This is a genomic window from Mesoterricola sp. JemC181 (assembly GCF_055384585.1).
In genome coordinates, this window is record NZ_AP045076.1 from 1 (window position 1) to 25,050 (window position 25,050).

The following is a 25,050-nucleotide window of genomic DNA, read 5'->3' on the forward strand; positions in this document are numbered from 1 at the left end:
CAGGTTCGCCGTCAACCCTTGGCAGAGGCCGTCCGAATGGCCGCGAGGGCCTGCCGTGCTCGTGTCACCTTGGCGAGGATATCGTTCGCGGACGCGGTCCAAACAAATGGTTTCGGAGCGGCATTGTGTCTCGCGATATAGGTGTGGATCGCTGCTTCGAGTTCCGGGACGGATCTGAAAATACCCCTTCGGATGCGGTTCTCCGTGATGTCCCGGAAAAATCGCTCCACCATGTTCAACCACGATGAACTGCTGGGGGTGAAGTGAACGTGGACCCTCGAATGGCCTTTCAACCAGCTTTTGACCGCCGGATGTTTGTGGGTGGCGTAGTTGTCGCAAATGATGTGCAGAGCGAGTCGCTTCGACGTACCCCGCTCAAGCCGCTTGAGGAACTTCAGCCACTCCTCATGGCGATGACGTGGCATCGTGGCCGAGATCACCGTACCATCCAGCGTGTTCATGGCCGCAAAGAGGGTGGTCGTTCCATTGCGCTTGTAGTCGTGCGTCATGGTGCCGCAGCGACCCTTCTTCATCGGTAGGCCAGGCTGAGTCCGGTCCAGGGCCTGAATCTGGCTCTTCTCATCTACGCTCAGCACGATGGCATGCTCCGGAGGGTCCAGATACAGGGCCACGATGTCCACCAACTTCTCTTCGAAATGAGGATCGTTGCTTAACTTGAAACCAACGGTGCGGTGCGGCTTGAGGCCATTCTGACGCCAAATGCGTCCCACCGTGCTCTCGCTCACCCCGGTGGCCTGCGCCATGGAGGCCCGGCTCCAGTGCGTGGCATTGACGGGCTGTTCCTGCGTCGTCTTATGGAGCACCTCTTGCCCCTTCAAAGCAATCACCCAAGACTTCCGGCCTCGACCTGGGCGTTCCCTCTCGAGGCCATCGAAGCCCGCTTCCTCCCATCGCTTGAGGCATTGCCAAGCAGTCCGATGATCACAGCCCAAAGCCTGGCCGATGTCACGAAAGGACTCGCCAGAAGCTCGATGAAGAACAATCTTGGCCCGCAGGACGCTGCGCGCAGGCAAGGTCCGGCTCCGCGCCATTTCCTCAAGGCGTCTGAATTGCTCCACAGTTAGATCAACTCGCCCCACTTGCGCCAAAGTTCTCACCTGCCGCTTGGATGCGACGAGCTGTATTGGCGTTACAGGTATTTCTGGCGGCCTACACTAGGAGCCTGTCTACGTAATAGGAGGCCCCGCGATGATGGCACCGGGGCTAGCAAATCAAGGAAGGCGAGGAAAGCCGCAGCGGGACTGCGGTTGACGAGCCTGACGCAGAGTTGCTGGCCCCGCTGCCATCACCCGAAGGGCGGCGCCCAGAAGCGCGCTTATCGTGTGCAAGTCCCTTGAAGGATTGACCTAATCCTCCTGCGGGCCTTGCGCTCGATAATCACGCTTCTGGGCGCCGTCGCGGGGCCTCCTATTACGTAGACAGGCTCCTAGCGCGTCTCGCCGGCCTTGAACTCCACCCAGGGCTGGGTGGGGCGGCTGGGCATGATACCCGTCAGCCATTCGAACTGCGGGTGGTCCGCCAGGAATTTCGGCGCGTCGAAGGGCATGCCGCAGGCGCTGCCGAAGCGCCCGGCGAAGGCCATCCGCCGGGCCATGGCCGCGTCCAGGACCTTGCCGTCGGTGGTGCCCGAGGGATCGAAGGGCGCATCCCCCGGGGACTCGGCTTCCAGCTCGAAGTGGCCGCAGAGGGTGCGGCCCCCGGGGTGCTCCTCCCGGCGCGAGACGTCCCAGTGGTCCGCCTCGAAGGCCTTGGCGAGGGTAACGTCGATCTTCCCCCGGTGCTGGGCCATGAGCTGGCGCCACCGAAGGCGCCGGGCCACCTTGGACGCGTTGATGTCGGTCTCCCGGGTGGTGGTCTCGAAGCGCAGGATCCGCGGATCCTCGGCGATGTTGGAGCCGGTGAAGAAGCCGTCCGTCTTCCGCTCGAAGCCCACGTAGCGCAGGCCCAGCTCCAGGCGCGCGATCTCCTTGCGGTTGATGTCGCCCAGCAGCCACGCGTTGGCGTAGCCGCCGTTGTTGCCGGTCTTCATGACCGCGCACCAGCTGTCGATGCCGTCGGCGTACTGCGTGGCGCGGCGCATGCGGGCGAATTCCGGGATCCCGCCGGCCTCGTAGGGCTGGAAGTCGCCGATGGTGGTCTCGGTGCCCACGAGCCCCGCGTCCGTGACGAAGAAGTCGGTGCCGCTGTGGATCCAGCCCGGGACGCCCTGCATGAGGATGCGGTGGCCCTTGTCGGGCACGATGTCCAGCACCAGGTTGGTCTGGGGGTCCTGGTACCCGCTCATGTTGTTGTGGCCCATGACGAGCCCGCCGCCGGCGGTGTAGGAACCGATGGCGATGAAGGCGCTGCAGGATTCCTTAACGTGCGGCTCGGGCTTCGCGTCGCGGATGCGGGCCAGCTCCTGGGGCCACCAGTAGCCGGAGAGTTCCGTGGAGCCGTTGTAGACGGCGAGCTCGTCCCGGGTGGTGGCGACGCCCGCCGCCCCGAGCCCCTCGGCCATTCCGGCGAGTTCCTCGAGGTTCTCGGGGTCGATGCCGGGCACGAAGAACGCCCTGGCCTTCTCCACCAGGCCCGCCCAGGGGGTGGCGGTCTGGCGCTCCCAGCCCTTCCGGATGGAGTTGATGCCCCCCTCGATCTCGCGCGCCAGCAGGTACCCGTGCTGGAAGCCCCGGGCCCGGGGCCCGCCCTCCAGGTGCAGGTAGATCCAGCCGGCCCGCTCGAAGCGGCTCCCCTTGGCGCAGAGCGCCTTCTGGGCGTCGGTGAGCGGCGCCGCCAGGAGCGGGACGCAGGCGAAAGCCAGCAGCATGCGCATTCTCATTCCTCCCCTGCGAGCACTTCCCTGGGCTTGCCGGCGCCGCGGTCACCGCCGATGATGCCCTCGTCCTCCATGCGGTCGATGATGCGGGCCGCGCGGCCGTAGCCGATGTTCAGCTTGCGCTGGAGCAGGCTCGTGGAGGCCTTGCGCTCGCGCTTGACCACCGCCACCGCCCGGTCGTAGATGTCGTCGCCGGCGGACGCCACCTCCTCCGTGCCGCCCAGGGCCAGTTCGTCCTCGGTCTCCATGGCGCAGAGCAGGGCCCGGTTGTAGTCGGGGCGCCCCCGCTCCTTGAGCCACTCCACCAGGCGCAGCGTCTCCTCCTCGGTGAGCAGCGGCGCGTGGATGCGCTTGGGGCGCGCGTTGCCGGGGGCCAGGAAGAGGGCGTCGCCCTTGCCCAGCAGCTGCTCGCCGCCGCCCGAATCCAGGATGGTGCGGCTGTCGATCTTCGTGTTCACGCGGTAGCTCAGGCGGCTGGGGAGGTTGGCCTTGATCACGCCGGTGACGATGTCCACGGAGGGGCGCTGGGTGGCGAGGATGAGGTGGATGCCCACGGCCCGGGCCTTCTGGGCGATGCGGGCGATGCTCTCCTCCACTTCGGCGCGGCAGACCATCATGAGGTCGGCCAGCTCGTCGATGACCACCACCACGTACGGCAGGTGCTCCAGCACCGGGGGCCGCTCGGGCCAGCGCGGGTTCGGGGTGCGGTCGCTGATGTCGATCTGGCCTCCGGCCTCCACGACCTTGGCGTTGAAGCCCTCGAGATTGCGCACCGACAGCAGGGCCAGGCGCTTGTAGCGGTCCTCCATCTGGGACACCACCCACTTCAGGACGCGGCCGGCCTCCTTCATGTCGGTGACCACCGGGGCCCACAGGTGCGGGATGTCCTCGTAGATGCCCAGCTCCACCATCTTGGGGTCCACCAGGATGAGCTTGACCTCGCTGGGCATGGCCCGGAGCAGGAGGGAGCAGATCATGGCGTTGACGCCCACGCTCTTGCCGCTGCCGGTGGAGCCGCCGATGAGCAGGTGGGGCATCTTGGCGAGGTCGGCCACCACGGGGTGGCCCGCCATGTCCTTGCCCAGGGCCAGCGTCAGCAGGCTGCGGGCGTCCTTCTGGGAGGGGTCGCGGAAGGCCGGGCTGTCCACCACCTCCCGGAAGCTGATGACCTCCCGGTGGCGGTTGGGCACTTCGATGCCCACCAGGTTGCGGCCCGGGATGCGGTCGATGCGGACCTTCTCGGCCTGGAGGCCCAGGGCCAGGTCCTCCTCCATGCTCAGCACCTTGGCCACGGGAACGCCGGGATCCGGCTGGAACTCGTAGACCGTCACCACCGGACCCGGCTGGAGGCCGGTGACCGTGCCCTTGACCTTGAACTCGGTGAACTTGGCCTGCACCAGGGCCCGCGTCGCCTCCAGCAGGGCCATGTCCTGGCGGTGCTCGGCCTGGGGCGGGTCGAAGAGGCGCCTGGGCGGGAGTTCCAGGCGGTCCACGATGCCGGGCCCCGCATCCTCCTCGGGCGCGGGCTTTTGCGCGGCCGGCTTGGACGGGGCGGGCTTGGGCTTGGGCCTGGGCGCGGGCAGGGACGGCAGGGGGTGCACCGGGGTGGGCTCGGTGAGGCCCAGGGGCTGCTGCTCCATCACGCGGCCGTAGGCGTCCTTCTCCACCTTGGGGGCCACCAGGGGGGCCTTGGGCGGGGGCGGGGGGGGCAGGTTGCGCAGGAGCAGGGGGGGCGGAAGGGGTTCGGCCGGGGTTCCGTACCGCTCGGCGATGAGGATCGCCGGATCCTCGGGGATGTCCTCGGGGCCCACGTCCAGGTGCAGCGAATGGATGACGGGGAGGTCCAGGTCCCCGCCGCGGTTGTTCTTGCGGTAGGAGGCCGAAGCCTCCACGGCGCGGGCCATGGCGTCGATGCCCTCCTGCTCCTGCCGGTGGCGTTCCGATTCCCGGGCCATGTCGAGCGCGTCCTGGGCGTCCAGGTCCGGCACGTCGCGCTGGGCCGACACGCGCAGGAAGGGGCGCCTGATCATCTCGATGAACTTGCGCGCGCCCTTCGCGGGCAGCGGCTTGAACCAGGGCAGGGCGCTCTTCCCGAGCCAGCCCGCGACCACGTTCCCGGCGCTCCGCGCCAGCACCGGCGCCAGGAGCATCACGGCCAGCGCGATGAGCAGCGCCAGCACCAGCGGGAGCCCCACGGGCCCCAGCAGCCTGCGGCAGGGGGGCCAAAGGGTCTGCCCCAGCCAGCCTCCCCAGCGCAGCGCGATGACCTGCGAGGCGTCCCCGTGCCAGAGGCGGGGCCCCAGACCCCCGAGGAGCGTCCACACGGAGAGCGCCAGGGCGGCCCAGGCGATGCGCCGGGGCCAGAGCGTGGCGCCCGAGGGGAAGCATTCCCAGAGGATGTACGCCGGCACGAGCCAGGAGCCCGCGCCCACCAGGGTCTGCAGCGTCCCGGCGAGAAGGGCCCCGAAGGTGCCGCACAGGTTGTTGATGGGCATGCCGACGCCGCCCTGGGAGAAGGGGTGGGGATCCAGCGGATGGTAGCTCAGGAGGGACAGACCCATCACCAGGGCGAAGGCCCCTGCCAGAACTCTGAGCAGGATCCTGCCCATACCTTTCACGCTTCCTCCGGTCATGGATACTGAGTCTAGCGCAGGAGGGCCACGCGCCGGACGGGTTCCCACCTGGGTTTGCCGAGGCCCTTCACGTAGTCGCCGATGGGGACGAAGTGCCAGCCGTCCTGGAGGGCCCGGTCCAGGAAGGGCCCCAGCACCTGGCCCGGGCGGTCGCCGCTGGGCCTGCCGGAACCCAGGTGCATGAGCACGATGAGCCCGTCCCCGTCCTGCTTCTCCATGCGCGCCCGCAGCTTGTCCAGGATGGCGTTGCCGGTGCGGTAGAGCCTGCGTTCCTTGACCGTGGCCCAGTCCAGCGTGTCGGCGCCCTCGCTCCAGCCCACGTGGCGGTAGCCCAGCTCCTCGGCCCACTTCCGGATCTCGGCCGTGTGCTCCCCGTAGGGCGCGCGCCAGACGGGGTCCATGGGCCGCCCCAGCAGGCGGAACAGGGCCCGGTCCGCGTCCAGCAGCTCCTGCTGGACGCGCTCGCGAGTCCACCTTGGATCGCGGCGCATGCCGGGGGCCATGTGCGGGTGGGTGAGGGTGTGGTTGCCGATCTCGTGGCCGTCCCGGTCGATGCGCCGCACCAGGTCCGGGTATTTGCGGATGAAGTCGCCCGTGAGGAAGATCGTCGTGCGGATGTTGCGGGCCTTGAGGGCGTCCAGCACGTCCAGCGCCACTTCGGAGGTGGAGCCCCCGTCGAAGGTCATGCAGATGCGGCGGTCCCCCTTGGGACCTCGGAGGACGTTGGCGCCTTCGCCCGCCCCGGGCCAGGCGGAGGCTTCAGGGAGCTTCACCGGGGGAGGCACCGCGGGCTTGGCCGAGGGGGAGGGCGTGGCGGGCACGTTGGAGGTGGAACGGGCGACGATCACCGGGGCCGGGGCCACGCGGGGCGGCACCTTGGGGTTCGGCGGCGGCTCCAGGCGGGGCCTGGGCGGCGGGGGCTGCGCGGGCGGGGCCTGGGTGGGCGCGGCGGGCCTGGGTGCGGGCGCGGGAGCCGGGGGCGCCTGCTGGGTCGGCATGGGCCGGGCAGGAAGGGTTCCCGTGGAGCGGACGGGGGAGGGCTTCTCCTGGGGCGGAGCCACCGGCACGGCCTGGGGGCGGGGCGGCGGCGGGACCTGGGAACGTTGGGCGCCGCCTCCGGACACGGAAAGGGGAGGCTGGACGGGGAAGGGGGCCGGACGGGCGGGTTCCGGGCGTACAGGCGGCCTGGCCGAGGCCGCACCGGGCGTGGACGCGGGCGGCTGCGCCGGGGTGGGAACCGGACGGGCAGGTTCCTGCCGGGCCGCGGGCCGGGCAGGGGTTGGAAGGGCCTCGGGGGGCGGAGCCACGGGGGCCGCGGCGGGGCGGCCCGGAGCCGGGGGCGGGCCGGACCGCTGGGGCGCGGCCTCGGGGATGGGCACCGGCGCGGCCGCCCGGGTCCGGGGCGGAGGCGTCTTGTCGAACTCGAATTTCATCAGCAGCTTGCCGCCTGCCCGCAGCTCGGCGACCTCGCCCGGGGGCGGCCGGAGCAGCTCCCAGCGCACGGGGCCGAAGGGCAGGGACCGGGTCTCGTTCAGGGTGGTGCCCTTGAGGGTCACCTCCACGGGATCCTCCACCTCGCCGGTGATCACCACCAGGCCACCCACGAAGTGCCAGCTCCAGGGGTCCAGCACCAGGGCCATGGACGGGGCCGGAGGGGGCGGCGGCGGAGGCGGCTCCCGGCGGCAATGGAGCAGGGCCAGCCCCGCAAGGACCGGCGCGAGGCGCAGGCAGCCGGAGGCCGGCCCGCCCCTCACCGGGCTTCCCGGGAGCAGGAGGCCCAGTAGTTGGCCTTTTCCCGCACCTTGACCCGCGCCACGCCGAGGCCCGCGGCCTCCAGGCAGCGGAAGAGGTCCTGCGCCAGGAGCTCGGCGGTGGGATTCCGGCCGGCCAGGGTCTCCTGCTGGTTCAGGAGCGAATAGTCCATGCGGGCCACCCAGGCGTCCAGGGCCGGGCCCGGGTCCTCGCCGGCGGCGCAGGCCACCTCCGCCTCCCAGTTGTGGCCGTGGCGGGCCTCCACGAACCCGGGGAGGTCGTGGAAGTGGTCGGCCACGAAGGGCCGGCGGACGGATTGGAGGAAGGTCCCCATGTCCCATTCTATCCAGGTTCCCGCCCCTTGAAATCCTCGCGATGGCCGGGCCCGCCCGCCGCTGGCATCATGGAGGGTGGGCCTGCCGGCCCGTTGGAGGATGGATGCGCGGGTTGCCAGCATTCCTGACCGCACTGCTGCTCATGGCCTGCAGCGCAGTCCAGGCACAGTCCCTGAAGGGGTTCGATCCCGAGCGGGACGTCCAGGTGGTCCTGCGCAAGGGCGCCGTGGTGGTCACCGTGCCCCAGGGCGCGCACCTCAAGGCCTCCTTCATGTCCGTGGCCCTCAAGGAGGGCGCCAAGGGCACCCTCAAGGCCGGCCCCATGCCTCCGACGAGGGAAAAGGACGAACTGGGCGACGGCATCTGGCACGACCGGGTCGTCATCCCCGTGGCCGGCGAGGGCCTCAAGGGCGACGTGGAGCTGGTGGTGGAGTACCAGCCCTGCACCGAGGGCCAGGGCGGGGTATGCTTCCCGCCCACCGACAAGGTGCTGAAGGTGAAGGCCACGGAGATCCCGGCCCTGGCGGGCAAGGCCCCCGCGGCCGCCGATCCCGCTCCGGTCCCGCCGGCCGAAGCGAAGGCCCCGGCCCCGCCCGCTCCGGCTCCGGCCCCCGCCGCCTCCCCCGCCCCCGCCTCCCGGGAGAACCTCTTCCTGATCTTCCTCGGCGTGTTCGCCGCGGGGCTCCTGGCCTCCCTCACCCCCTGCGTGTTCCCCATGATCCCCATCACCATGGCCGTCATCGGGGCCAAGGGGGGCGGCAAGGCCAGGGGCTTCGCCCTGTCCATCTCCCTCGTCCTGGGCATGGCGGTCACCTACACGACCCTGGGCGTGGTGGCGGCCCGCACCGGCGCGGCCTTCGGCGCCTTCGCCCAGAGGCCGGCCTTCCTCGTCCCGGTGGCCGTCATCTTCGGCCTGTTCGCCCTGAGCCTCTTCGGCGCCTTCGAGATCCGCCTCCCCGACGCCCTCCAGCAGAGGCTCCAGGGCAGCGGCTCCCGCAAGGGCTTCCTGGGCGCGTTCCTGGTCGGACTGGTGCTGGGGCCCCTGTCGGCGCCCTGCGTGGGCCCGGTCATCGGCACCGTGCTCCTGGCCATCGCCCTCAAGGGGGATGTCCTGCTGGGCGCCGCCGAGCTGTTCACGTTCTCGCTGGGCATGGGCGTGCTGTTCGTGATCACGGGCACCTTCACCGCCGCCCTGCCCCGGTCCGGCGACTGGCTGGAGAAGCTCAAGCAGTTCATGGGCCTCCTGGTCCTGGGCTTCGCGGTGTGGGTGGTGCGCCTGATCCTGCCGCTGTGGATCGACTTCGCCCTCTGGAGCCTCGTGCTGCTCATCGCCGCCTCCTTCCTGGGGGCGTTCCAGCCCGCCGCGACCCTCGCCGCCGGGGTGCGCAAGGGCCTGGGCATCCTGGCCCTGGCCATCGGCGTCCTCCTGGGCGTGCTCGCCACGGCCGCGGGCTTGGACCTGAAGCTCCCCGCCGCGGCCGCGCCGGCCGCCGGGGCCACCCAGACCTGGCTCGAACAGGACCTGGAAGGCGCCCTGGCCAAGGCCAGGGCAGGCAACAAGGTGGTCCTGGTGGACATCTACGCCGACTGGTGCGCCCAGTGCAAGGAACTGGACGAGAACACCTGGCCCGATCCCGCCGTGGCCTCCTGGATCCGGGAGAACGCCGTGGCCATCCGCATCGACACGGACCGGGTCCGCAAGGACCTGGCCGGCAAACTGCAGATCCGCAGCTACCCGACCGTGATCCTGCTCGATGCCGAAGGGCGCGAGCTCCGGCGCTCCATGGGCTTCCAGAAGCCAGGCGAGATGCTGAAGTTCCTCAAGGGCTAGGAGCTCCACGCAATTGGAAACAGGCTAGATGCCGAACTGCCGGAAGTGGTGGTCCAGGTGCTTGAACAGCAGCCTTCCCCATTGGTCCTGGCTGAGGGTCCCGAAGAAGGGGTGCTTGACGTCCCCGATGGCGGAAGGCCCCGCGGAGAAGGTGTGGAACTGCGTTAGGAAGCGCGCCTTCTCCACCTGGAATTCCTTCGGTTCCACGATCCGGAACTCCGTGGCGGTGGGGGCGCCGGGCCTGAAGGGCGTGTCGTTGTAGGCCAGGCGCTTGAAGATCCAGCCGAAGAGGGCGGGAAGGCCGGATTTCACGGGCAGTTCCCCGGTGGCCATGCGCATGGCCCCGGTGCAGTGGGCCAGCATCTGCGCGGCGTCCATGCGGCCCCACAGGGCGGGGGCGGAGGGCTGCAGGGCCTGGAGCCGGTTCAGCAGGCCGGCCTGGACACTGTGCTCGAAGAAGTTCTTCATGGCGTGGCCTCCAGGAGATCGTGAAGCTGCCTGAGTGCGTCTTCCGTCCGGCTGAGGTACCAGGTGAAGGCCCTGCCGTCCACCAGGCGCACCTCGGCGCCGCCCAGGCGCCGGGCCAGCTCGTCGCGGTGGCGGCGGGTGAAGCGGTAGGGTTCGCTGGGCAGCAGCACCACCTGCGGCGCCAGGGCCTCCAGGTCGGCGTCGGCCAGCACGGGGTAGCGGTCCGGGCCCACGGGGAGGAGCCCCGCCTGGCGTGCCAGGTCCGATACGTAGGTGTCGGGGCCGGCGCTCATCCAGGGGTCCTTCCAGATGAGGGTGAGGGTCCGGCGCCCCTTCTTCCGCACGGGGCGCAGCAGGGCCTTCAGGGAGGCCTCCCGGGCCCGGCCGGCCTCGGGCGCGCCCACGGCATCGCCCAGGAGGCGGAAGGCCCGGAGGCAGTCCTTCAGGGACCGGATCTCCAGCACCAGGAGGGGCACGCCGGCCGCCTCCAGGGCCCGGGCGGCCTCCAGCGTGTTCTCGTCCCGCTCCAGGATCACCAGGTCCGGGCGCTGGGACAGGATGCGGGGGAGGTCGGGGTTCTTGGTGCCGCCCATGGGGGGAACGGTGTTGCGGATCCAGGGCGGCTCCACGCAGAAGGTGGTGCGCCCGGCCAGGCGCGATGCCAGGCCCCACTGGGTCAGCAGCTCCGTGACGCTGGGAACCAGGGAGATGATGCGCATGGGGCCCGCGCTCAGGGCCGCTGGCGCGTCGGCGGGCGCGGCCTTGCCGGTGGAGGCGGCCGAACCCAGCGTCCGCCCCGTGTGGGGGTCGGCCATGCGCCCCATGCCGGTGGGGCAGAGGTCCCGCACAACGCAGCCGGCGCAGTCCGGCTTGCGCGCGTCGCACACCCGCCGGCCGTGGAGGATGAACTGGTGGTGCACGTCGATCCACTCCTCCCGGGGGAACCGGCGGCACAGGTCGGCCTCCACCTTCTCGGGGGTGCTGCCCTCGGAGAGGCCCAGGCGGCGCGCCACCCGGAAGATGTGGGTGTCCACGGGCAGGGCCGGGATGCCGAAGGCGTTCGACAGCACCACGTTGGCGGTCTTCTGCCCCACGCCGGGCAGCGCCGAGAGCGCCTCCAGGGTGTCGGGCACCACGCCGCCGTGCCGTTCCAGCAGCGCCATGGCCATGGCCTTGAGGTTCCGGGCCTTGTTGTGGAAGAACCCGGTGGAGCGGATGAGCCCCTCCAGCTCCTCCAGGTCCGCCGCGGCCATGGCCGCGGCGTCCGGGAACCGCAGGAAGAGCGCCGGGGTGGTGATGTTCACCCGGGCGTCCGTGCACTGGGCGCTGAGCACGGTGGCCACCACCAGCTGGAAGGGGTCCAGGTGGTCCAGGGCGCAGCGGGCGTCGGGGTAGGCCGCCTTCAGCCGGTCCGAAAGGGGGGAGTTGGAGGGGGCCTTCCTTGCCATGCCACCAGCTTAACCCGTTAGAATCAGGGCGAGGTGCCGAATGACCTTCCAGCCCACTGGCAAGCTCGATTGCGTGGAGACCGCCCAGCACTACCGGGACCGGGTGAAATCCAACATCCACAAGCTCGGCTCCGCGCCCGGACTGGGCGTGATCCTGGGGAGCAACGACCCCGGCAGCGTCCTCTACCGGGACCTGCTGGTAAGGGACTGCGAGGAGCTGGGGATCCGCCCCTCCATCCACGAGGTGGGCAGCGGCATCCAGGTGGTCAAGCTCATCGCCCACCTCAACCAGGACCCCGGCACCAACGGCATCTTCATCTTCTACCCCCTGCGCTACGACGAGCTCCGGGACGACGAGATCATGGACCTGGTGGCCCCCGGCAAGGACATCGAGGGGCTGCACTCCATCAACATCGGCTACCTCAACAAGTTCCGCAAGCGCATGTCCGAGGGCATCGACCGGGTGTGCATGGTGCCCTGCACCGGCCGCGCCGTCATCAAGGTCATCAAGCGCGGCTTCGGCGGCGACTACTTCGACGGCAAGACCGTGCTCTGCATCAACGACAGCCTGCGCATCGGCCGCCCCATCACCGCCATGGTGGCCAACCTCAAGGCCACCCCCATCCTCTGCCACCACCACACCAACCCGGCCCACCTCGAGGGTTTCATCAAGATGGCCGACGTCATCGTGAGCGCCGTGCCCGCCGACGGCTACTCCATCCCCACCGCCTGGATCAAGCCCGAGGCCCTCTGCGTGGACCTCAGCCACCAGGGCAACTTCGACTACGACGCCCTGGACGCCAAGGGCATCCAGTACACCAACACCAGGCGCAACAGCGTGGGCAAGGTCACCCGGGCCATGGCCCTGCTGAACCTCACGTACGCCGCCGGAGTCTAGCTCCTTCCTGCCGGATCCGCCAGCAGCGAGGCCCTGGACGCGCGCCACACCTCCAGCACCTGGTCCAATAGCGCCCCGAAATCGTCCAGCCGGATGGCGTTGGGGCCGTCGCTGAGGGCCTTGGCCGGGTCCTCGTGGACCTCGAAGAAGAAGCCGTCCACGGCGGTGGCCGCGGCCCGGGCGAGGGTGGGGATCATCTCCCTGGCGCCGCCGGTGGTCTTGCCCAGGGCGCCGGGCTTCTGGACGCTGTGGGTGGCGTCGAAGATGACCGGGCAGCCCGTGCGGCGCAGGTGGGGGAAGCCCTGGAAGTCCACCACCAGGTTGCCGTACCCGAAGCTGGAACCCCGCTCGGTGGCCCACACCGGGCCGTGGCCGGCCACGCCGCGCACCTTCTCCACGGCGTGGGACAGGTCCCAGGGCGCCAGGAACTGGCCCTTCTTGATGTTCACGGCGCGGCCCGTGGCGCCGGCGGCCAGGAGGAGGTCCGTCTGCCGGCACAGGAAGGCCGGGATCTGGAGCACGTCCACGGCGGAGGCCACCAGGGGGCACTGGGCGGACTCGTGCACGTCCGTGAGCACGGGCACGCCGTGGCGGGTGCGGATCTCCGAGAGGATGTCCAGGCCCTCCTCCATGGAGGTGCCCCGGTAGCTGTCCTGGGACGTGCGGTTGGCCTTGTCGAAGCTGGCCTTGAACAGGAAGGGGATGCCCCGGGAATCGGCCAGGTCCTGCAGCCGGGAGGCCAGGAAGTGGGCGTGGTCCCGGGATTCGATGACGCAGGGCCCCGCGATGAGGAAGAAGCTGCGGTCGGTGTGGGGGTGGTTGAAATCCATGGTCGCCTCGATCCCGCTGGCTGGGACCCTTCGGACCCCAGGTATGAGAACCTATTGTCTCAGGAGCGGGGCCATGTCCAAGAGTTTGATCACGGATGATCTGAATCGCCGCCTGGTGGCAGCCCTCCAGAAGGAGGGCCGCATCAGCCACGCCGAACTGGCCGAGCGCCTCGGGGTCAGCCGGCCCACGGTCATCGACCGCATCAAGCGCCTGGAGGCCGAGGGCGTCATCGCCGGCTACAGCGCCAACGTCACCCCCGAGGCCGTGAACAAGCCCTGCGTGGCCTTCGTGGCGGTGCGCTTCCACTCCGGCGGCGACGAGGGCGCCGAGGACCGCTTCCTGCACGCCCTGGAGGCCGAGCCCGACGTGCTGGCCGCCTACAGCACCGCGGGCGCCGACTGGCTCCTGCTCAAGGTGGTGGCCGAGACCCCCCTGGACCTCCACGGGCGCCTGCGGCGCATCAAGACCCTGGGCCCCCAGGTGACCACCCGCACCACCATGGTCCTCAAGACCTACTTCGAGAAGATCGGCCCCTCCCCCTTCACCTCGGAGATCGTGTGAAGGCCTGGATCGCCTATGCGGTCTGCGCGGTGGTGTGGGGTTCCACCTACTTCGCCATCGCCCTGGGGATAACGTCCTTCACGCCCTTCGGCATGGTGGCCACCCGCTACCTGCTGGGCGGCGCCGTGGCCTTCGGCCTCTCCCGGCTCCTGGGCGAGGACCTGCCCCTGCTCCGGGACCTGCCCCACCTGGCCTTCGTGGGCGTGCTCCTCCTGGGCTGCTCCAACGCCCTGGTCACCTGGGCGGAGGGCTTCGTGGCCAGCGGCGTGACGGCGATCCTCTGCTCCATGACCCCCCTGCTCTACGGCCTCATGGGCCGTGAGGCCCTGGGCCTGCGGCGGTGGTGCGGCCTGGGCCTGGGCCTCCTGGGGGTGGTCATCCTGTCCCGGCCGGGGCAGGCGTCCTTCCACGCCGGGGGCATCGCCGCCATCCTCCTGGCCACGGTGACCTGGGCCTACGGCACCCTGCACGGCAAGCGCCACGTGAAGGGGCGCGGCCTCTTGGGCCAGGTGGCGGTGCAGATGGGCGCGGGCGGGCTCCTGGCCCTGCTCCTGGTCCCCTTCACCGGGGGCTTCCTCCACGCGCCCGTCACCCTCAAGGCGGCCCTTGCGGTCGGCTACCTCACGGTCTTCGGGTCGGTGGTGGCCTTCAGCGCCTTCGCCTACCTGGCCAAGGTGTGGCCCCCCACCCGCATGGGCACCTACGCCTACCTGAACCCCCTGGTGGCGGTGCTCCTGGGCTCGGCCTTCCTGGGCGAGCCCTTCGGCCCGCGCCTGGTGGCGGGCATGGCCGTCATCCTCGCCAGCGTCGCGATCGTGCAGTTCCAGGCCCGCCCCGTGCCCGCGGAAAACGCGTGAAATGGGAGTAGGATAGGCCCATGTTGCCCAAGAGCACCGCCCTCCTCCTCATCGACGTCCAGCTGGCCTTCGATGACCCCTACTGGGGCCAGCGCAACAACCCCCAGGCCGAAGCCAACCAGGTGGCGCTCGCGACCGCCTTCCGGGCCCAGGGGATGCCGGTGGTGCACGTCCGCCACGACAGCCGGGACCCCAATTCCCCGCTCTTCCCCGGCGAGCCCGGCAACGGGTTCAAGCCCGGCACCGCCCCGCTGCCCGGAGAGGCGGAGTTCCGCAAGAACGCCCATTGCGCCTTCGTGGGCACGGACCTCGAGGCGCACCTGCGCGAGCGCGGCATCGACCGCCTCGTCATCGCAGGGTTCACCACCAACCACTGCGTATCCACCACCGCCCGCCTCAGCTGCGACCTGGGCTTCAAGACCGTCGTGGTGCGGGACGCCTGCGCCACCTTCGACCTCGAGGACATGGACGGGAACACCATTCCCGCCCAGGTGCTGCACGATACCGGCCTCACGGAACTCCACGGCGAGTTCGCCATGGTCCTGCCCACCGAGGCCATCCTGCAGCTGCTCTGATGGACGCCCCCCTCCTCCTCGCCCTGGCCTGCGCGCGCCTCCAGGCCGGTGAAAGCGCCGTTCAGAACGCCTGGTGCTCCCCCCGGGCCCTGGCCCTGCAGTGGGCTCCGGACCGCCGGGCCGGGCTGGAGCCGGGCCTGGCCTGGATCTTCCTCCTCAACCCCTCGCCCGAGCTCTGGCTCCTCCACGACAAGGACGAGGCCTACGCCCACCTCAAGGCCGAGGCCAAGGGGGACCTCTCCCGGCGCTGGAGCCAGGAGCTCAAGGGCGCCCGCCTCACCGAGGTGGAAGGCGACCCCCGGGAGCGCTGGGTGGGCCTCATCTTCCGCCGGAGGGCCGTCACCGGCCGAATCGAGGCCGCGCGAATGGCCTTCCAGGCGTTCCCGGGCCGGGCCGGGCTGCGCCTGGACGGCCTCGACCTCAACCCGGCCCGCATGGGGCTGGGCCAGGCCATCGCGCCGACGGCTCCGGAGCCGCGCCTGGAGCCCCCCGCCTTCCTGCGCTGGAAGGAGCTGTACGGCGACGGCCTCCAGGCCGCCCTGGACGGCACGGTCCCCGGAATCCTCCCCGGCGAGGGCACGCTCCTGGCAAGGCACCTGGCCTGGTCCCGGGAGCGCGCCGCCCGCATCGTCCTGGCCCCCCGCCAGGCCCGCACGGACCGCAAGCTCGTCGCCGAACGCAAGCGGCTGGAGCGGTATCGCGCCGCGCTGGCCTCGGACAGGGAGAAGCACCGCGCCGGCCTGGAGCACCGGGCCAAGGCCACCGCCCTCTCGGCCGAACTCTACCGCCTGAAGGGCACCACCCTCAAGGCGACGCTCCTGGACGGCACCGAGGTGCCCCTTCCGGAGGGGCGGCGCGCCGAGGACGCCGTGCAGATCTGGTTCGCGGCCGTCAAGCGCGCCGAGCGCGGCGTCGCCCGGGTGGAGGAACTGGAGCGGGAAGTGCGAAGGCAGTTCCTGGAACTTGAACAGAAGGAGGCCGCCCCGCCCCCGGCGGAAAAGCCCCCCCAGCGCGCGAGGAAGCCCATGGAGAAGAAAGAGACGGCCAGGAACGACGGCAAGGGCCGGGCCTTCCGCTCCGTCATGGTGGACGGTTTCGAGGTGCTCATCGGCAAAGGCGATGCCGACAACGACCAGCTCACCTTCAAGGTGGCCGCGCCCCTGGACCTCTGGCTCCACGTGGCCAGTACGCCCGGCAGCCACGTGGTGGTGCGCAACCCCGACCGCATCTCGGAGTTTCCCAGGGCCGTGGTGGAGCGCGCCGCCGAACTGGCCGCCTTCTTCAGCAAGGCGCGGGACGGCGGGAAGGTGGAGGTCCACTACTGCAGGGCCGCGGACGTTTCCAAGCCCCGCGGGTTCCCCCCCGGCAAGGTGCTGCTCAAGCAGTGGAAGAGCGTGAGGGTGTATCCGAAGGAATAGGGATGAGGCTCCGCCCGGCCCTCGACCCGCCGGCCATCCCGGTGCGCCTCAGCCCACTTCGATGTCGCGCAGATCCTTGCCCGGCTTGAAGCGGATGCTCCTGCCCTTGGGGATGTCGACGCTGGCGCCGGTCTTGATGTTGCGGCCCATCCCGCGCTTGCGCGGCCGGGGCTCGAACACGCCGAAGCCGCGGATCTCGATCCGGTGTCCGTCGAGGAGGGCCTTCTTCATCCGGTCGGTGAGGAGGTCCACCACCTGCAGCGCGGTGGCTTTCGACACGGGAAGTGTCTGCATCAAGGTTCCGGCGATGTCGATTTTGATCATGAACGCCTCAGTCTTTGGAAGGAATGAAGATAGCTTAGACCTGTAGAGCACGGGGAGTGCAACATTAATATCAGGTGACAGATACCAAGGGAAGGTTCATTCCAAAAAAGATGCGTCACCAGCGGGGGTCCCGCGCCAGCAGTTCCTCTGCCTTGTCCTGGGCCAGGGGCCTCGAGAAGTGGTAGCCCTGGCCCTGGTCGCATGACAATTGCTGCAAATGCATCATTTGCTCAACCGTCTCGATGCCTTCCGCCGTCACCCGCATGCCCAGGGACCGGGCCAGGGAGATGATGGCGGCCACGATCGCCGTGCTTTCGGGGTCCTTGCCCAGCCCGTCCACGAAGGACTTGTCCACCTTCAGGGTGTCCACCGGAAACCGTTTCAGATAGCTGAGGGACGAGTACCCCGTGCCGAAATCGTCGATGACCAGGTGGATGTCCAGGCTCTTGAAGGTCTTCATCGCCTCCAGGGACGCCAGGGGATCCCGCATCATGATGCTTTCGGTGATTTCCAGCTTGAGGGTTCCGGGCGCCATGTCCGCGGCCCGGAGGGCCTCCAGCACCGTCGGGATGAGGTCCTTGTGCTGGAACTGGCGGGCGGAGATATTGACGTTCATGAGGCGGGGCGGATCCGCCGGGAAGGCCCGGCTCCACGCCCCGGCCTGGCGGCAGGCCTCCTCCAGCACCCATTTGCCCAGGGGGACGATGAGCCCGGTCTCCTCGGCCAGCGATATGAATTCCAGCGGCGGGACCAGGCCCCGTTCCGGATGGATCCACCGCACCAGGGCCTCGAAGCCCTCGATCCGGCCGGTGCCCAGCCCCACCACCGGCTGGTAGTGGAGGATGAACTCCCCGCGTTCCAGGGCGCGCCGCAACTCGCCCTCCATCTGGAAGCGGGCCAGGGCCTTCGCGTTCATGCTGGGGTCGAAGATCTCGATGGAGCCCTCGCCCTTGGCCTTGGCGCGGTACATGGCCACTTCAGCGTCCCGGAGCAGCTCGGCAGGGAGCGTCTCGGAGCTGGAGCTGATGGCGATGCCCATGCTGCAGGTGGTGAACACCTCCTGGCCGAAGATGTTGAACGGGGCGTTCAGGCCGTGGCTGATGCGGTCGGCCACCGTGAGGCCGTCGTTGATGCTGGTGATGTCCTCGAACAACACCACGAACTCGTCGCCGCCCAGGCGGGCCACGGTGTCTTCGGGCCTGAGGCAGCCGCGGAGCCGGCTGGCCACCTGGATGAGGAGCTTGTCGCCGGCCTCGTGGCTCAGGCTGTCGTTGACCACCTTGAAGCGGTCCAGGTCCAGGAAGAGAACCGCCGAGAAGAACTTCCTGCGGTCCGAGCGGATGATGGCCCGGGACAGCCGCTCCATGAACAGGGCCCGGTTGGGCAGGCTGGTGAGGCTGTCCCGCAGGTGCTGCAGGGTCAGTTCGACCTCGGTGGTCTTCTGCTGGGTCACGTCCTCCAGGGTGCAGATCACCTCCACCAGGACCCCGTCGGCGTTGCAGCGCGGCTGGGCCGTCACGGAGAGCCAGGCCCAGTCGCCGGTATCCGCCCGCTCGATGCCCACCACCTCGCCCGGCACCCGGCGCCCGTCGGCCAGGGCCTTGTTCCAGGGGAGTTCCTCCGCTTCCAGGCCGTCCCCGCTCGCGTCGATGATGGCGAACTCCGGGTTGCGCCAGGCCACGGCCTGGAGAGCCTCCCTGCTGATCCCCAGCAGGTTCGGCGCCGTGAGGTTGCAGAGCACCAGGACGCCCCGGGTGTCGATGGTGAGCACGCCGATGGGCAGCAGGTCCACGTAGGCCTCGAGCTCCTCCTCGGCGACCCGTGCCTGGCGGGCGTTTTCCCGCTCGTGGAGGCGCGCCCGGAGGAGCATGGCCCAGCCCGCCGCGCAGAGCGCCGCCCCCGCTAGGAGCCCGGCGGACGCGATCCCCCAGGGCCGAATGCCCAGCAGCGGCTCAGGAGCGAGCATGCCCAAATTCCCTCAAGGTCCTACGCCCTCCGGCAGAAATGGGTGGGGAATGCCCGCCTCGGGTCGATTCCCCTTCCAGGGTGGATTCTTTCCAGCATAATTTACGACAGCATCGGTGCCGCAGGGGAGCGTAGATCTTGGAAGACATCAATTTCTTTTTCAGCAAGGCCCAGGGTGCCCTCAAGCACCCCTCCGAACGCAAGCGCGCCGAAGCCATCCTCCTGCGCTGGACGGCGCTGTGGACCGGGCCCCGGCGGAGCCTGACCACCACCAATTCCAATCACGGCGCCTTCCTCCACTTCAACCAGCTCATCGGCGCCACCTGGTCCTCCGTCTTCACCTTCCACGCCTCGCCCCGCCACGGGCTTTCCCTGAAGGGCCCGGACCCGGACCGGATCCGGAAATCCCACCGAGACCGCGACAAGGCCCTCGACCGCAGCGGCCTGGATGCCCTGTTCGACGACTGGTCGGCCCACGCGGAGGCCCGCCCGGCAGGCAATGCCGTGGAGTTCTACCTGGAAGAGGCTTCGGACGAGGTGTGGGAGGCCTGCCTGCAGGAGGCGCTCACTCGTCTTTGACGAACTGGGGGCGGGCCACCCGGTCCGCCTCGCGCACGCGCTTGATGGCCTGGTCCCGGTCGCTGGCCGCCAGGGCCGTGGCGATGCCGTGGGCGAGCACCGAGAAGGCAGCCATGCTGTGCGAATAGAGCAGGTTCTCCCCCGCGACCGGGATGGTGTTGTCCGCCAGCCGGGTGACCGGTGACCCCAGCTTGTCGGTGAAGGCCAGGATCCGCAGGCCCCGCTTGCGGGCATAGCCGGCCGCGTCCAGGGTCTCGGTGGAGTAGGGGTGGAAACTGAAGGCCACCAGGAGGTCCTCGGGTCCCAGGTTGGAGGCCTGGGCCGCGAAGTCGGCCGGGCTGCCCTCCACGGTGGGCAGGCCCGCCTGGGTGAGGAGGTAGGCCAGCTGGCTGGCCATGAGCTGGGACACGCCGCGGCCGATCACGACCCGGTGGCGGGCCTCCCGCAGGCTGCGCACCACGTCCTGCAGCAGCTGCTCGTTCACGCCGTGGACCATCTGCTCGATATTCTGCACGTCCCGCCGCGCCACCTCCAGGAGGGTGGCCGCGGCCTCCTCCGGCGCCTGGAGGAGCCGCTCCCCCCCATAGGAGCGCTTCTTGGCCTGGGCGACCAGGGCCTGGCGCAGTTCCATGAAGCCGGAGTATCCCAGCTTCTGGGCGAAGCGAACCACCGTGGCCACGCTCGACTGGCTGCGTTCGGCCATCTCCTCCACACCCCAGAAGGCCGCCTCGCCCATGCGCCCCAGCACGCAGTCCGCGATCCGGCGTTGGCTCGAAGACAGCCCCCTCGCACCGTGGATCCTCGCTACCAGGGAGTTCTTGGGGGTGATCATGCACCTAGACTATCAGGCGGAAAAAATTTTTCACCCGCCGATATGGAACATTTCCACCCGGGTCCGCGGAACGGTGCCCTGGGTCCTCAGCTCGGAATAGCGGTCGTCCCGCACCCGCCACCGCTCCAGGATCAGGCCCAGCAGCTGCGAGTCGTCCGCGCCGGCCCGCAGGGCCGTCTTCAGGTCCAGGCCCTTGGACGCAAAGAGGCAGGTGTAGAGCGACCCCTCGGCAGAGAGCCGGGCCCGGTCGCAGCCCGCGCAGAACGGCTCCGTCACGGAGGAGACGAGGCCCAGCCAGCCCTTCCCGTCCAGATAGCGGTAGTGCCGGGCCACGCAACCGGCGTCCAGGGCGTGCACCCGCTCCATGGGCCAGCGCGCGCCGATGAGGGCGGCGACCTCGGCGGAGGGGACTACGCTGTCCATTTGCCAGCCGTTCCCGGTTCCGACATCCATAAATTCGATAAACCTCAAATTGTGCCCCTGCTCCCGCGCGAAGTCCGCCAGGGGCAGGATGTCCTCCTCGTTCACGCCCCGCTTGAGCACGCAGTTGAGCTTGATGTTCCCGAAGCCCGCGTCGCGTGCGCTGCGGAGACCCTCCAGCACCTGCCCCAGAGGCACGGTCGCGTCGGACAGCCTGTGGAACTTGTCCGCATCCAGCGTATCCAGGCTCATCGTGATGCGGTGGAGGCCCGCCTTGCGCAGCGGCTCGGACTGGGCCGAAAGCAATGAACCATTCGTCGTAAGAGTGACTTCCCGGAGACCCTCGATCGCGGTCAGCCCTTCGACCAGGAGCGGCAGGTCCTGCCGGAGCAGGGGCTCCCCCCCCGTGAGCCGGACCTTCTCGACCCCCGCAGAGACAAAGAGCCGCGCCAGGCGTATAATTTCCTCAAAGGTGAGGATTTCCCTCCGTTCCAGGAACTGGAAGTCCGAGCCGAACTTGTCCCTTGGCATGCAATACGGGCACCGGAAGTTGCACCGGTCTGTCACCGATATACGCAGGGCCCTCATCGGCCGGTCCAGGGAGTCCAAGGCCTTCATGGATCCAGATTACGGCAAAGCGGCATGCCAACTTGGTCAAAATGGAACTTCAACCCCGGGAAACACATGGCATTTTTTTCACGGTTCTTCTCCTCCCCTGATCGCACGCCCCTTCCCTCTCTCGACGAAGTGCTTGCCTCACGTGGCATTCCTGCGGATACGCCCGGCCTTGAGCCCTTCAAGGGCGAGTTCCTGCACCTGAAAGGCGAGGAACGCAGCCACTGGGCAGACGCCCTGGCGGCCAACCTCGCCGGCGGGTGGCCGCTTCCGCCGGATTGGCTGGACGCCCAGTACGACCTTCAACCGGAGATCGTGCCCCTCTGGATGGCGGAACGGGATGGCTTCTACTACCGACCGCACATCGAAGGTCTGGCCTTGCGCATCCGGGTGTGCGGTCAGGTCATGCCCGCCCCCTGGCTCGTCATTTGGGGCATGAGCGCCGAGGATGTGACCGAGCGCGCCATGGACCAGCTTCGCGAGAAATCCAAGGGCAAGCCGTTCAAGCGCCTCCCCTCCGGCATCTACAAGGGTGAGTTCGACGACGGCCAGGCAGCCGCCCGCATCCTCCTGCCCGAGCTGTGGGCGGGCCTCTTCACGGGGCAGAACACGTTCGTGGCCGTGCCCAACGAGGACTGCCTCCTCCTGGCGCCCCAGGTGATCCTGCCCAAGCTGCTGGAAGGCATCGCGGCCGGCCTGGCAGGTCCCGGCCGCCGCATCGCCGGCACCATCTACCAGCAGGTCGAGCACCACCTCCTCCCCGCCAACCTGCAGGACCCCCACCCCATCGCCCAGCCCCAGCGGGAGCTCCGCCAGGGCGACCTCGCGGAGGCCTACCGCGCCCAGGAGCCCCACCTACCGGCCAGCCTGGGCGTGCCCGCGCCCATGGGCCTCCTGCGCACCCAGCAGGGCCGCTCCGTGAGCCTGGCCACCTGGCAGGAGGGCGCCCCCGCCCTGCTGCCCGAGACCGACCTCATCGCCTTCATCGCAGCCAACGGAAAGCCCCTTGGCATCTACTTCCGGCAGACCCTGCCGCGCATCAGTTCCCTCCATGGCACCGCCGTGGACATCTGGGGACCGCGCCGCCTGCGGTACGAAGGCTTCCCCACGGCCCTTGAGCTCGAGCGCCTGGAGTGTTTCGCCACCGGAGAGCAGATGGCCTCCCTCATCAAGGGCGCCAATCCGGCCCCCGCCGCCCGGCAGAGCACCGCCGCCCTTGCCAGCCAGGCCAACCCCGGCGCCCTTTCGGCCCAGGCGTCCAGTCCCGTGCCCGCCCACCTCCGGGGCCTCAGTCTGGGCGTCCAGAACGACGACTGATGCTCCGCACGGCGCTGGCATTCCTCGTCCTGGCCATCCGCCTGGGCGCCCAGACGGGAAGTCCGGCCCTGGACCAGGCGGCCAAGAGCGTCGTCCTCGTCCAGGCCGAGACGGCCCCCGGCCAGTTCCAGCAGGGCAGCGGGGTCGTCCTCGACCAGGGCTTCGTGGCCACCAACGCCCACGTCGTGAAGAACGCCTACCGGATCCGGGTCCTGAAAGGCGAGCATTCCTGGCAGGCGGAGGCTTTGTGCCTCGCAGCCGACCGGGACCTCGTCCTCCTCAGCCTTCCGGGCCTGCCGCTCCCCCCAGCGGTTCCCATCGCCCCGGGCGCCCTGCGCACCGGCCTTTCCGTCCAGGCGTTGGGCTATCCTGGCGGCCTGGGCGTTCGCACGGAACCGGGCCGGATCACCGCCCTCTGGACCTTCCGCGGTGACCGCCTCATCCAGACCGACACCCACAACCGACCCGGTTCCAGTGGGGGCGGATTGTTCACGGAGGATGGCCGGCTCGCCGGGATCACCACCTTCTCCCTGTTCCGGGACGCAGGCGTCGACTTCGCGGTGCCCGTGGACTGGGTGCTCGCCCTCATCCAGGACCGCTCCGGGGCGCCGGGCCTGGCCTGCCCCCTGGTGGTGGTGGACCGGCTGCTGGTGGATTTCGGGGACTTGATGCAGCAGGACCCGGGCAATGAGGCCAACTGGAGCAACCTCACCCGGTGGTGGGTGCGGGAATCCCCGGACAGCCCCGATGCGTGGTTCGGCCGGGGCACGGCCCTGGACCAGAGCCTGCGCCGGGAACCGGAGGACGCGGCCCTGCGCGAGTCCGCCCTGGCCGCCTACCGCCGCGCCGTGACCCTGGCCCCCGGCCACGCCAGGGCCTGGAACAACCTCGGCGCCGAACTGGACACCCTCAACCGCTTTCCGGAAGCCCATGCCGCCTTCCGCAGGGCCGTGGAGGCCGACCCCGGCTATGGCCTCGCCTGGCTCAACCTGGGGTCCAGCCTGGTCAACACCCGCGCCTATGAAGAGGCCGCACAGGCGCTCGAGCGCGGCCTCCAGCTGGAGGGTGACCAGGCCATCGCCTGGGCGCGGCTGGGCTACTGCGAGCTGAGCCTGGGCCGGCTGCCCGCGGCCATGACCCACTACCGTCTGGCCCTCCGTTACGAGCCGTTCCGCGCGGAGTGGTGGGGCGAGCTCTACAGGGTCGCCATCCGCGCGAGGCAGCCTGAGGAGGCCGAGAGGGCCCTGGCCCGCATCAGGGACCTGGCGCCGGAAATGGAGCAGGACCTGAATCCCTGAAGGTGCCGCCTCCCCCAAAGGCAGCCAACCAGATTCCGACAGGCGGAGGTTCCCCACCCGATGCCCCCCGCACCGGATAGGAACCCGCCCGCCGGAATCCCGGCTGGCTGCTAGCTGGGCCTCAATCCGATCTTCGCCCGGATCAGAGCCTCGATTTCATCGGCCAGCTCGGGGTTGTCCGCGAGCAGCTTCTTGACGTTGTCGGCGCCCTGGCCCAGGCGCGAGTCCTTGTAGCTGTACCAGGAGCCGCTCTTCTGGATGATCTCCAGCTGGGTCCCCAGTTCCACCAGTTCGGACATGCGGCTGATGCCTTCGCCATACATGATGTCGAACGTCGCGATCTTCAGGGGCGGGGCGACCTTGTTCTTCACGACCTTGACCTTGGTCTTCTTGCCCACCACCGAGGAATCCTCGTCCTTGGCCGCCACCAGGGGATCCCCGGTGTTGCCCTTGATGCTCTGGATGCTGCGCACGTCCAGCCGGACCGAGGCGTAGAACTTCAGGGCGTTGCCGCCGCTGGTGGTCTCGGGGTTGCCGAACATCACACCGATCTTCATGCGGATCTGGTTGATGAAGACGACGCAGGTATTGGTTCGGCTGATGGAGGCGGTCATCTTCCGCAGGGCCTGGCTCATGAGCCGGGCCTGGAGGCCCACCTGCATCTCGCCCATCTCCCCGTCGATCTCGGCCTTGGGCACCAGGGCCGCCACCGAGTCGATGACGATGATGTCCAGGGCGCCGCTGCGCACCAGCTGATCGCAGATCTCCAGGGCCTGCTCGCCGCTGTCGGGCTGGCTGATGAACAGGTTGTCGATGTCCACGCCGAGCTTGCGGGCGTAGTCCGGGTCCAGGGCGTGCTCGGCGTCGATGTAGGCGGCCAGGCCGCCCTTCTTCTGGGCCTGCGCCACCATGTGCAGGGCCAGGGTCGTCTTGCCGCTGGCTTCAGGGCCGTACACCTCCACCACGCGCCCCTTGGGCACGCCGCCCACGCCCAGCGCGGAATCCAGGGAGATGGACCCGGTGGAGATCACGTCGATCCCGTCGATGTTGAGCTGCTCGCCGAGCTTCATGATCGAGCCCTTGCCGAAGGCCCGCTCGATGTCCGCGAGGGTGCGGTTCAAGACCTTGAGGCGGTCGTCCTGATCATTGGCAGTGGCCATGGAAGCTCCGGGGAACGGAAGGGGGGATTCACGAAGGGGGACGGTCCGGGACCGGCTACCCAAGAATGGGGGCGAAAAGCGAAAAAAACAAGAATTT

22 protein-coding genes are annotated in these 25,050 nt (G+C 69.4%); 9 read left to right on the forward strand and 13 right to left on the reverse strand.

The genetic code is table 11. The features are described 5' to 3' along the window. Positions 1-11 precede the first annotated feature (11 nt). From ACZ5MC_RS00005 to ACZ5MC_RS00025, 5 genes are all read right to left on the reverse strand, one after another. Positions 12-1,052 carry an IS630 family transposase gene (locus ACZ5MC_RS00005; protein ID WP_306602277.1) on the reverse strand — a complete coding sequence of 347 codons (1,041 nt, stop codon included), beginning with the start codon at positions 1,050-1,052 and terminating at the stop codon, positions 12-14. Between the two features lie 395 nt (positions 1,053-1,447). Beyond that, positions 1,448-2,839, reverse strand: a complete 1,392-nt coding sequence (locus tag ACZ5MC_RS00010) for a C45 family autoproteolytic acyltransferase/hydolase (RefSeq protein ID WP_306598197.1) — start codon at positions 2,837-2,839, stop codon at positions 1,448-1,450. Beyond that, complete coding sequence (locus ACZ5MC_RS00015; protein WP_306602302.1) at positions 2,836-5,445, reverse strand: FtsK/SpoIIIE family DNA translocase; 2,610 nt, start codon at positions 5,443-5,445, stop codon at positions 2,836-2,838. The genes ACZ5MC_RS00010 and ACZ5MC_RS00015 overlap by 4 nt, the downstream gene beginning before the upstream one ends. A 35-nt stretch (positions 5,446-5,480) precedes the next feature. Further along, positions 5,481-7,223: a polysaccharide deacetylase family protein gene (locus ACZ5MC_RS00020; RefSeq protein WP_464516790.1), complete on the reverse strand. Its 1,743-nt coding sequence runs from the start codon at positions 7,221-7,223 to the stop codon at positions 5,481-5,483. Further along, complete coding sequence (locus ACZ5MC_RS00025) at positions 7,220-7,555, reverse strand: 6-pyruvoyl trahydropterin synthase family protein (RefSeq protein ID WP_306598199.1); 336 nt, start codon at positions 7,553-7,555, stop codon at positions 7,220-7,222. Before ACZ5MC_RS00025 ends, ACZ5MC_RS00020 begins: the two co-directional genes overlap by 4 nt. A 104-nt stretch (positions 7,556-7,659) precedes the next feature. Here ACZ5MC_RS00025 and ACZ5MC_RS00030 point away from each other — a divergent pair, with 104 nt between their 5' ends. Then, positions 7,660-9,387: a protein-disulfide reductase DsbD family protein gene (locus ACZ5MC_RS00030; protein WP_464516791.1), complete on the forward strand. Its 1,728-nt coding sequence runs from the start codon at positions 7,660-7,662 to the stop codon at positions 9,385-9,387. A gap of 24 nt (positions 9,388-9,411) precedes the next feature. Here ACZ5MC_RS00030 and ACZ5MC_RS00035 read toward each other — a convergent pair whose 3' ends face one another. Together ACZ5MC_RS00035 and nth are read right to left on the reverse strand one after the other, a co-directional pair. After that, the gene (locus ACZ5MC_RS00035) at positions 9,412-9,855 is read right to left on the reverse strand and encodes a DUF1569 domain-containing protein (RefSeq protein WP_306598201.1); all 444 of its coding nucleotides are present in this window, start codon (positions 9,853-9,855) and stop codon (positions 9,412-9,414) included. Continuing rightward, positions 9,852-11,303, reverse strand: coding sequence for an endonuclease III (nth, locus tag ACZ5MC_RS00040; protein WP_464516792.1), 1,452 nt, complete (start codon positions 11,301-11,303; stop codon positions 9,852-9,854). The genes ACZ5MC_RS00035 and nth overlap by 4 nt, the downstream gene beginning before the upstream one ends. Before the next feature lie 40 nt (positions 11,304-11,343). Between nth and ACZ5MC_RS00045 the strand changes: the two genes are divergently transcribed. Continuing rightward, positions 11,344-12,201, forward strand: a complete 858-nt coding sequence (locus ACZ5MC_RS00045; protein ID WP_306598203.1) for a bifunctional 5,10-methylenetetrahydrofolate dehydrogenase/5,10-methenyltetrahydrofolate cyclohydrolase — start codon at positions 11,344-11,346, stop codon at positions 12,199-12,201. Here the strand turns inward: ACZ5MC_RS00045 and kdsA are convergent. Further along, positions 12,198-13,031 carry a 3-deoxy-8-phosphooctulonate synthase gene (gene kdsA / locus ACZ5MC_RS00050; protein ID WP_306598204.1) on the reverse strand — a complete coding sequence of 278 codons (834 nt, stop codon included), beginning with the start codon at positions 13,029-13,031 and terminating at the stop codon, positions 12,198-12,200. The genes ACZ5MC_RS00045 and kdsA overlap by 4 nt on opposite strands. A 73-nt stretch (positions 13,032-13,104) precedes the next feature. On the opposite strand from kdsA, the gene ACZ5MC_RS00055 reads away from it, so the two are divergent. The 4 genes from ACZ5MC_RS00055 to ACZ5MC_RS00070 are packed head-to-tail and all read left to right on the forward strand — an operon-like array spanning position 13,105 to position 16,443. After that, positions 13,105-13,593, forward strand: coding sequence for an Lrp/AsnC family transcriptional regulator (locus tag ACZ5MC_RS00055; protein WP_306598205.1), 489 nt, complete (start codon positions 13,105-13,107; stop codon positions 13,591-13,593). After that, positions 13,590-14,450, forward strand: coding sequence for an EamA family transporter (locus ACZ5MC_RS00060; protein WP_464516793.1), 861 nt, complete (start codon positions 13,590-13,592; stop codon positions 14,448-14,450). The genes ACZ5MC_RS00055 and ACZ5MC_RS00060 overlap by 4 nt, the downstream gene beginning before the upstream one ends. Positions 14,451-14,470: 20 nt before the next feature. Further along, a complete protein-coding gene (locus ACZ5MC_RS00065) occupies positions 14,471-15,025 on the forward strand; it encodes a cysteine hydrolase family protein (protein ID WP_306598207.1) in 555 nt (184 codons plus the stop codon). After that, positions 15,025-16,443 carry an NFACT RNA binding domain-containing protein gene (locus tag ACZ5MC_RS00070; RefSeq protein WP_306598208.1) on the forward strand — a complete coding sequence of 473 codons (1,419 nt, stop codon included), beginning with the start codon at positions 15,025-15,027 and terminating at the stop codon, positions 16,441-16,443. The genes ACZ5MC_RS00065 and ACZ5MC_RS00070 overlap by 1 nt, the downstream gene beginning before the upstream one ends. A 48-nt stretch (positions 16,444-16,491) precedes the next feature. Here the strand turns inward: ACZ5MC_RS00070 and ACZ5MC_RS00075 are convergent, their stop codons facing one another. Together ACZ5MC_RS00075 and ACZ5MC_RS00080 are read right to left on the reverse strand one after the other, a co-directional pair. Beyond that, entirely contained in the window at positions 16,492-16,767 is a 276-nt protein-coding gene (locus ACZ5MC_RS00075) for an HU family DNA-binding protein (protein ID WP_306598209.1), read from the reverse strand. 115 nt (positions 16,768-16,882) lie between these two features. Then, a complete protein-coding gene (locus tag ACZ5MC_RS00080; RefSeq protein ID WP_464516794.1) occupies positions 16,883-18,733 on the reverse strand; it encodes a putative bifunctional diguanylate cyclase/phosphodiesterase in 1,851 nt (616 codons plus the stop codon). A gap of 137 nt (positions 18,734-18,870) precedes the next feature. On the opposite strand from ACZ5MC_RS00080, the gene ACZ5MC_RS00085 reads away from it, so the two are divergent. Further along, positions 18,871-19,311 carry a hypothetical protein gene (locus ACZ5MC_RS00085; protein WP_306598211.1) on the forward strand — a complete coding sequence of 147 codons (441 nt, stop codon included), beginning with the start codon at positions 18,871-18,873 and terminating at the stop codon, positions 19,309-19,311. Here ACZ5MC_RS00085 and ACZ5MC_RS00090 read toward each other — a convergent pair. Further along, positions 19,298-20,143, reverse strand: a complete 846-nt coding sequence (locus tag ACZ5MC_RS00090) for a MurR/RpiR family transcriptional regulator (RefSeq protein ID WP_306598212.1) — start codon at positions 20,141-20,143, stop codon at positions 19,298-19,300. The two genes, ACZ5MC_RS00085 and ACZ5MC_RS00090, sit on opposite strands and share 14 nt — an antisense overlap. A 30-nt stretch (positions 20,144-20,173) precedes the next feature. Then, positions 20,174-21,181 carry a GTP 3',8-cyclase MoaA gene (gene moaA, locus ACZ5MC_RS00095; protein WP_306598213.1) on the reverse strand — a complete coding sequence of 336 codons (1,008 nt, stop codon included), beginning with the start codon at positions 21,179-21,181 and terminating at the stop codon, positions 20,174-20,176. A 129-nt stretch (positions 21,182-21,310) separates the two neighbouring features. On the opposite strand from moaA, the gene ACZ5MC_RS00100 reads away from it, so the two are divergent. Together ACZ5MC_RS00100 and ACZ5MC_RS00105 are read left to right on the forward strand one after the other, a co-directional pair. Continuing rightward, positions 21,311-22,495, forward strand: coding sequence for a DUF1444 domain-containing protein (locus ACZ5MC_RS00100; RefSeq protein WP_464516795.1), 1,185 nt, complete (start codon positions 21,311-21,313; stop codon positions 22,493-22,495). Further along, positions 22,495-23,793 (forward strand): trypsin-like peptidase domain-containing protein, encoded by a 1,299-nt coding sequence (locus ACZ5MC_RS00105; protein ID WP_464516796.1) that lies wholly within the window; start codon positions 22,495-22,497, stop codon positions 23,791-23,793. The genes ACZ5MC_RS00100 and ACZ5MC_RS00105 overlap by 1 nt, the downstream gene beginning before the upstream one ends. A 110-nt stretch (positions 23,794-23,903) precedes the next feature. Here the strand turns inward: ACZ5MC_RS00105 and recA are convergent, their stop codons facing one another. Continuing rightward, positions 23,904-24,953 carry a recombinase RecA gene (gene recA / locus ACZ5MC_RS00110; RefSeq protein WP_306598216.1) on the reverse strand — a complete coding sequence of 350 codons (1,050 nt, stop codon included), beginning with the start codon at positions 24,951-24,953 and terminating at the stop codon, positions 23,904-23,906. Positions 24,954-25,050: the final 97 nt, after the last annotated feature.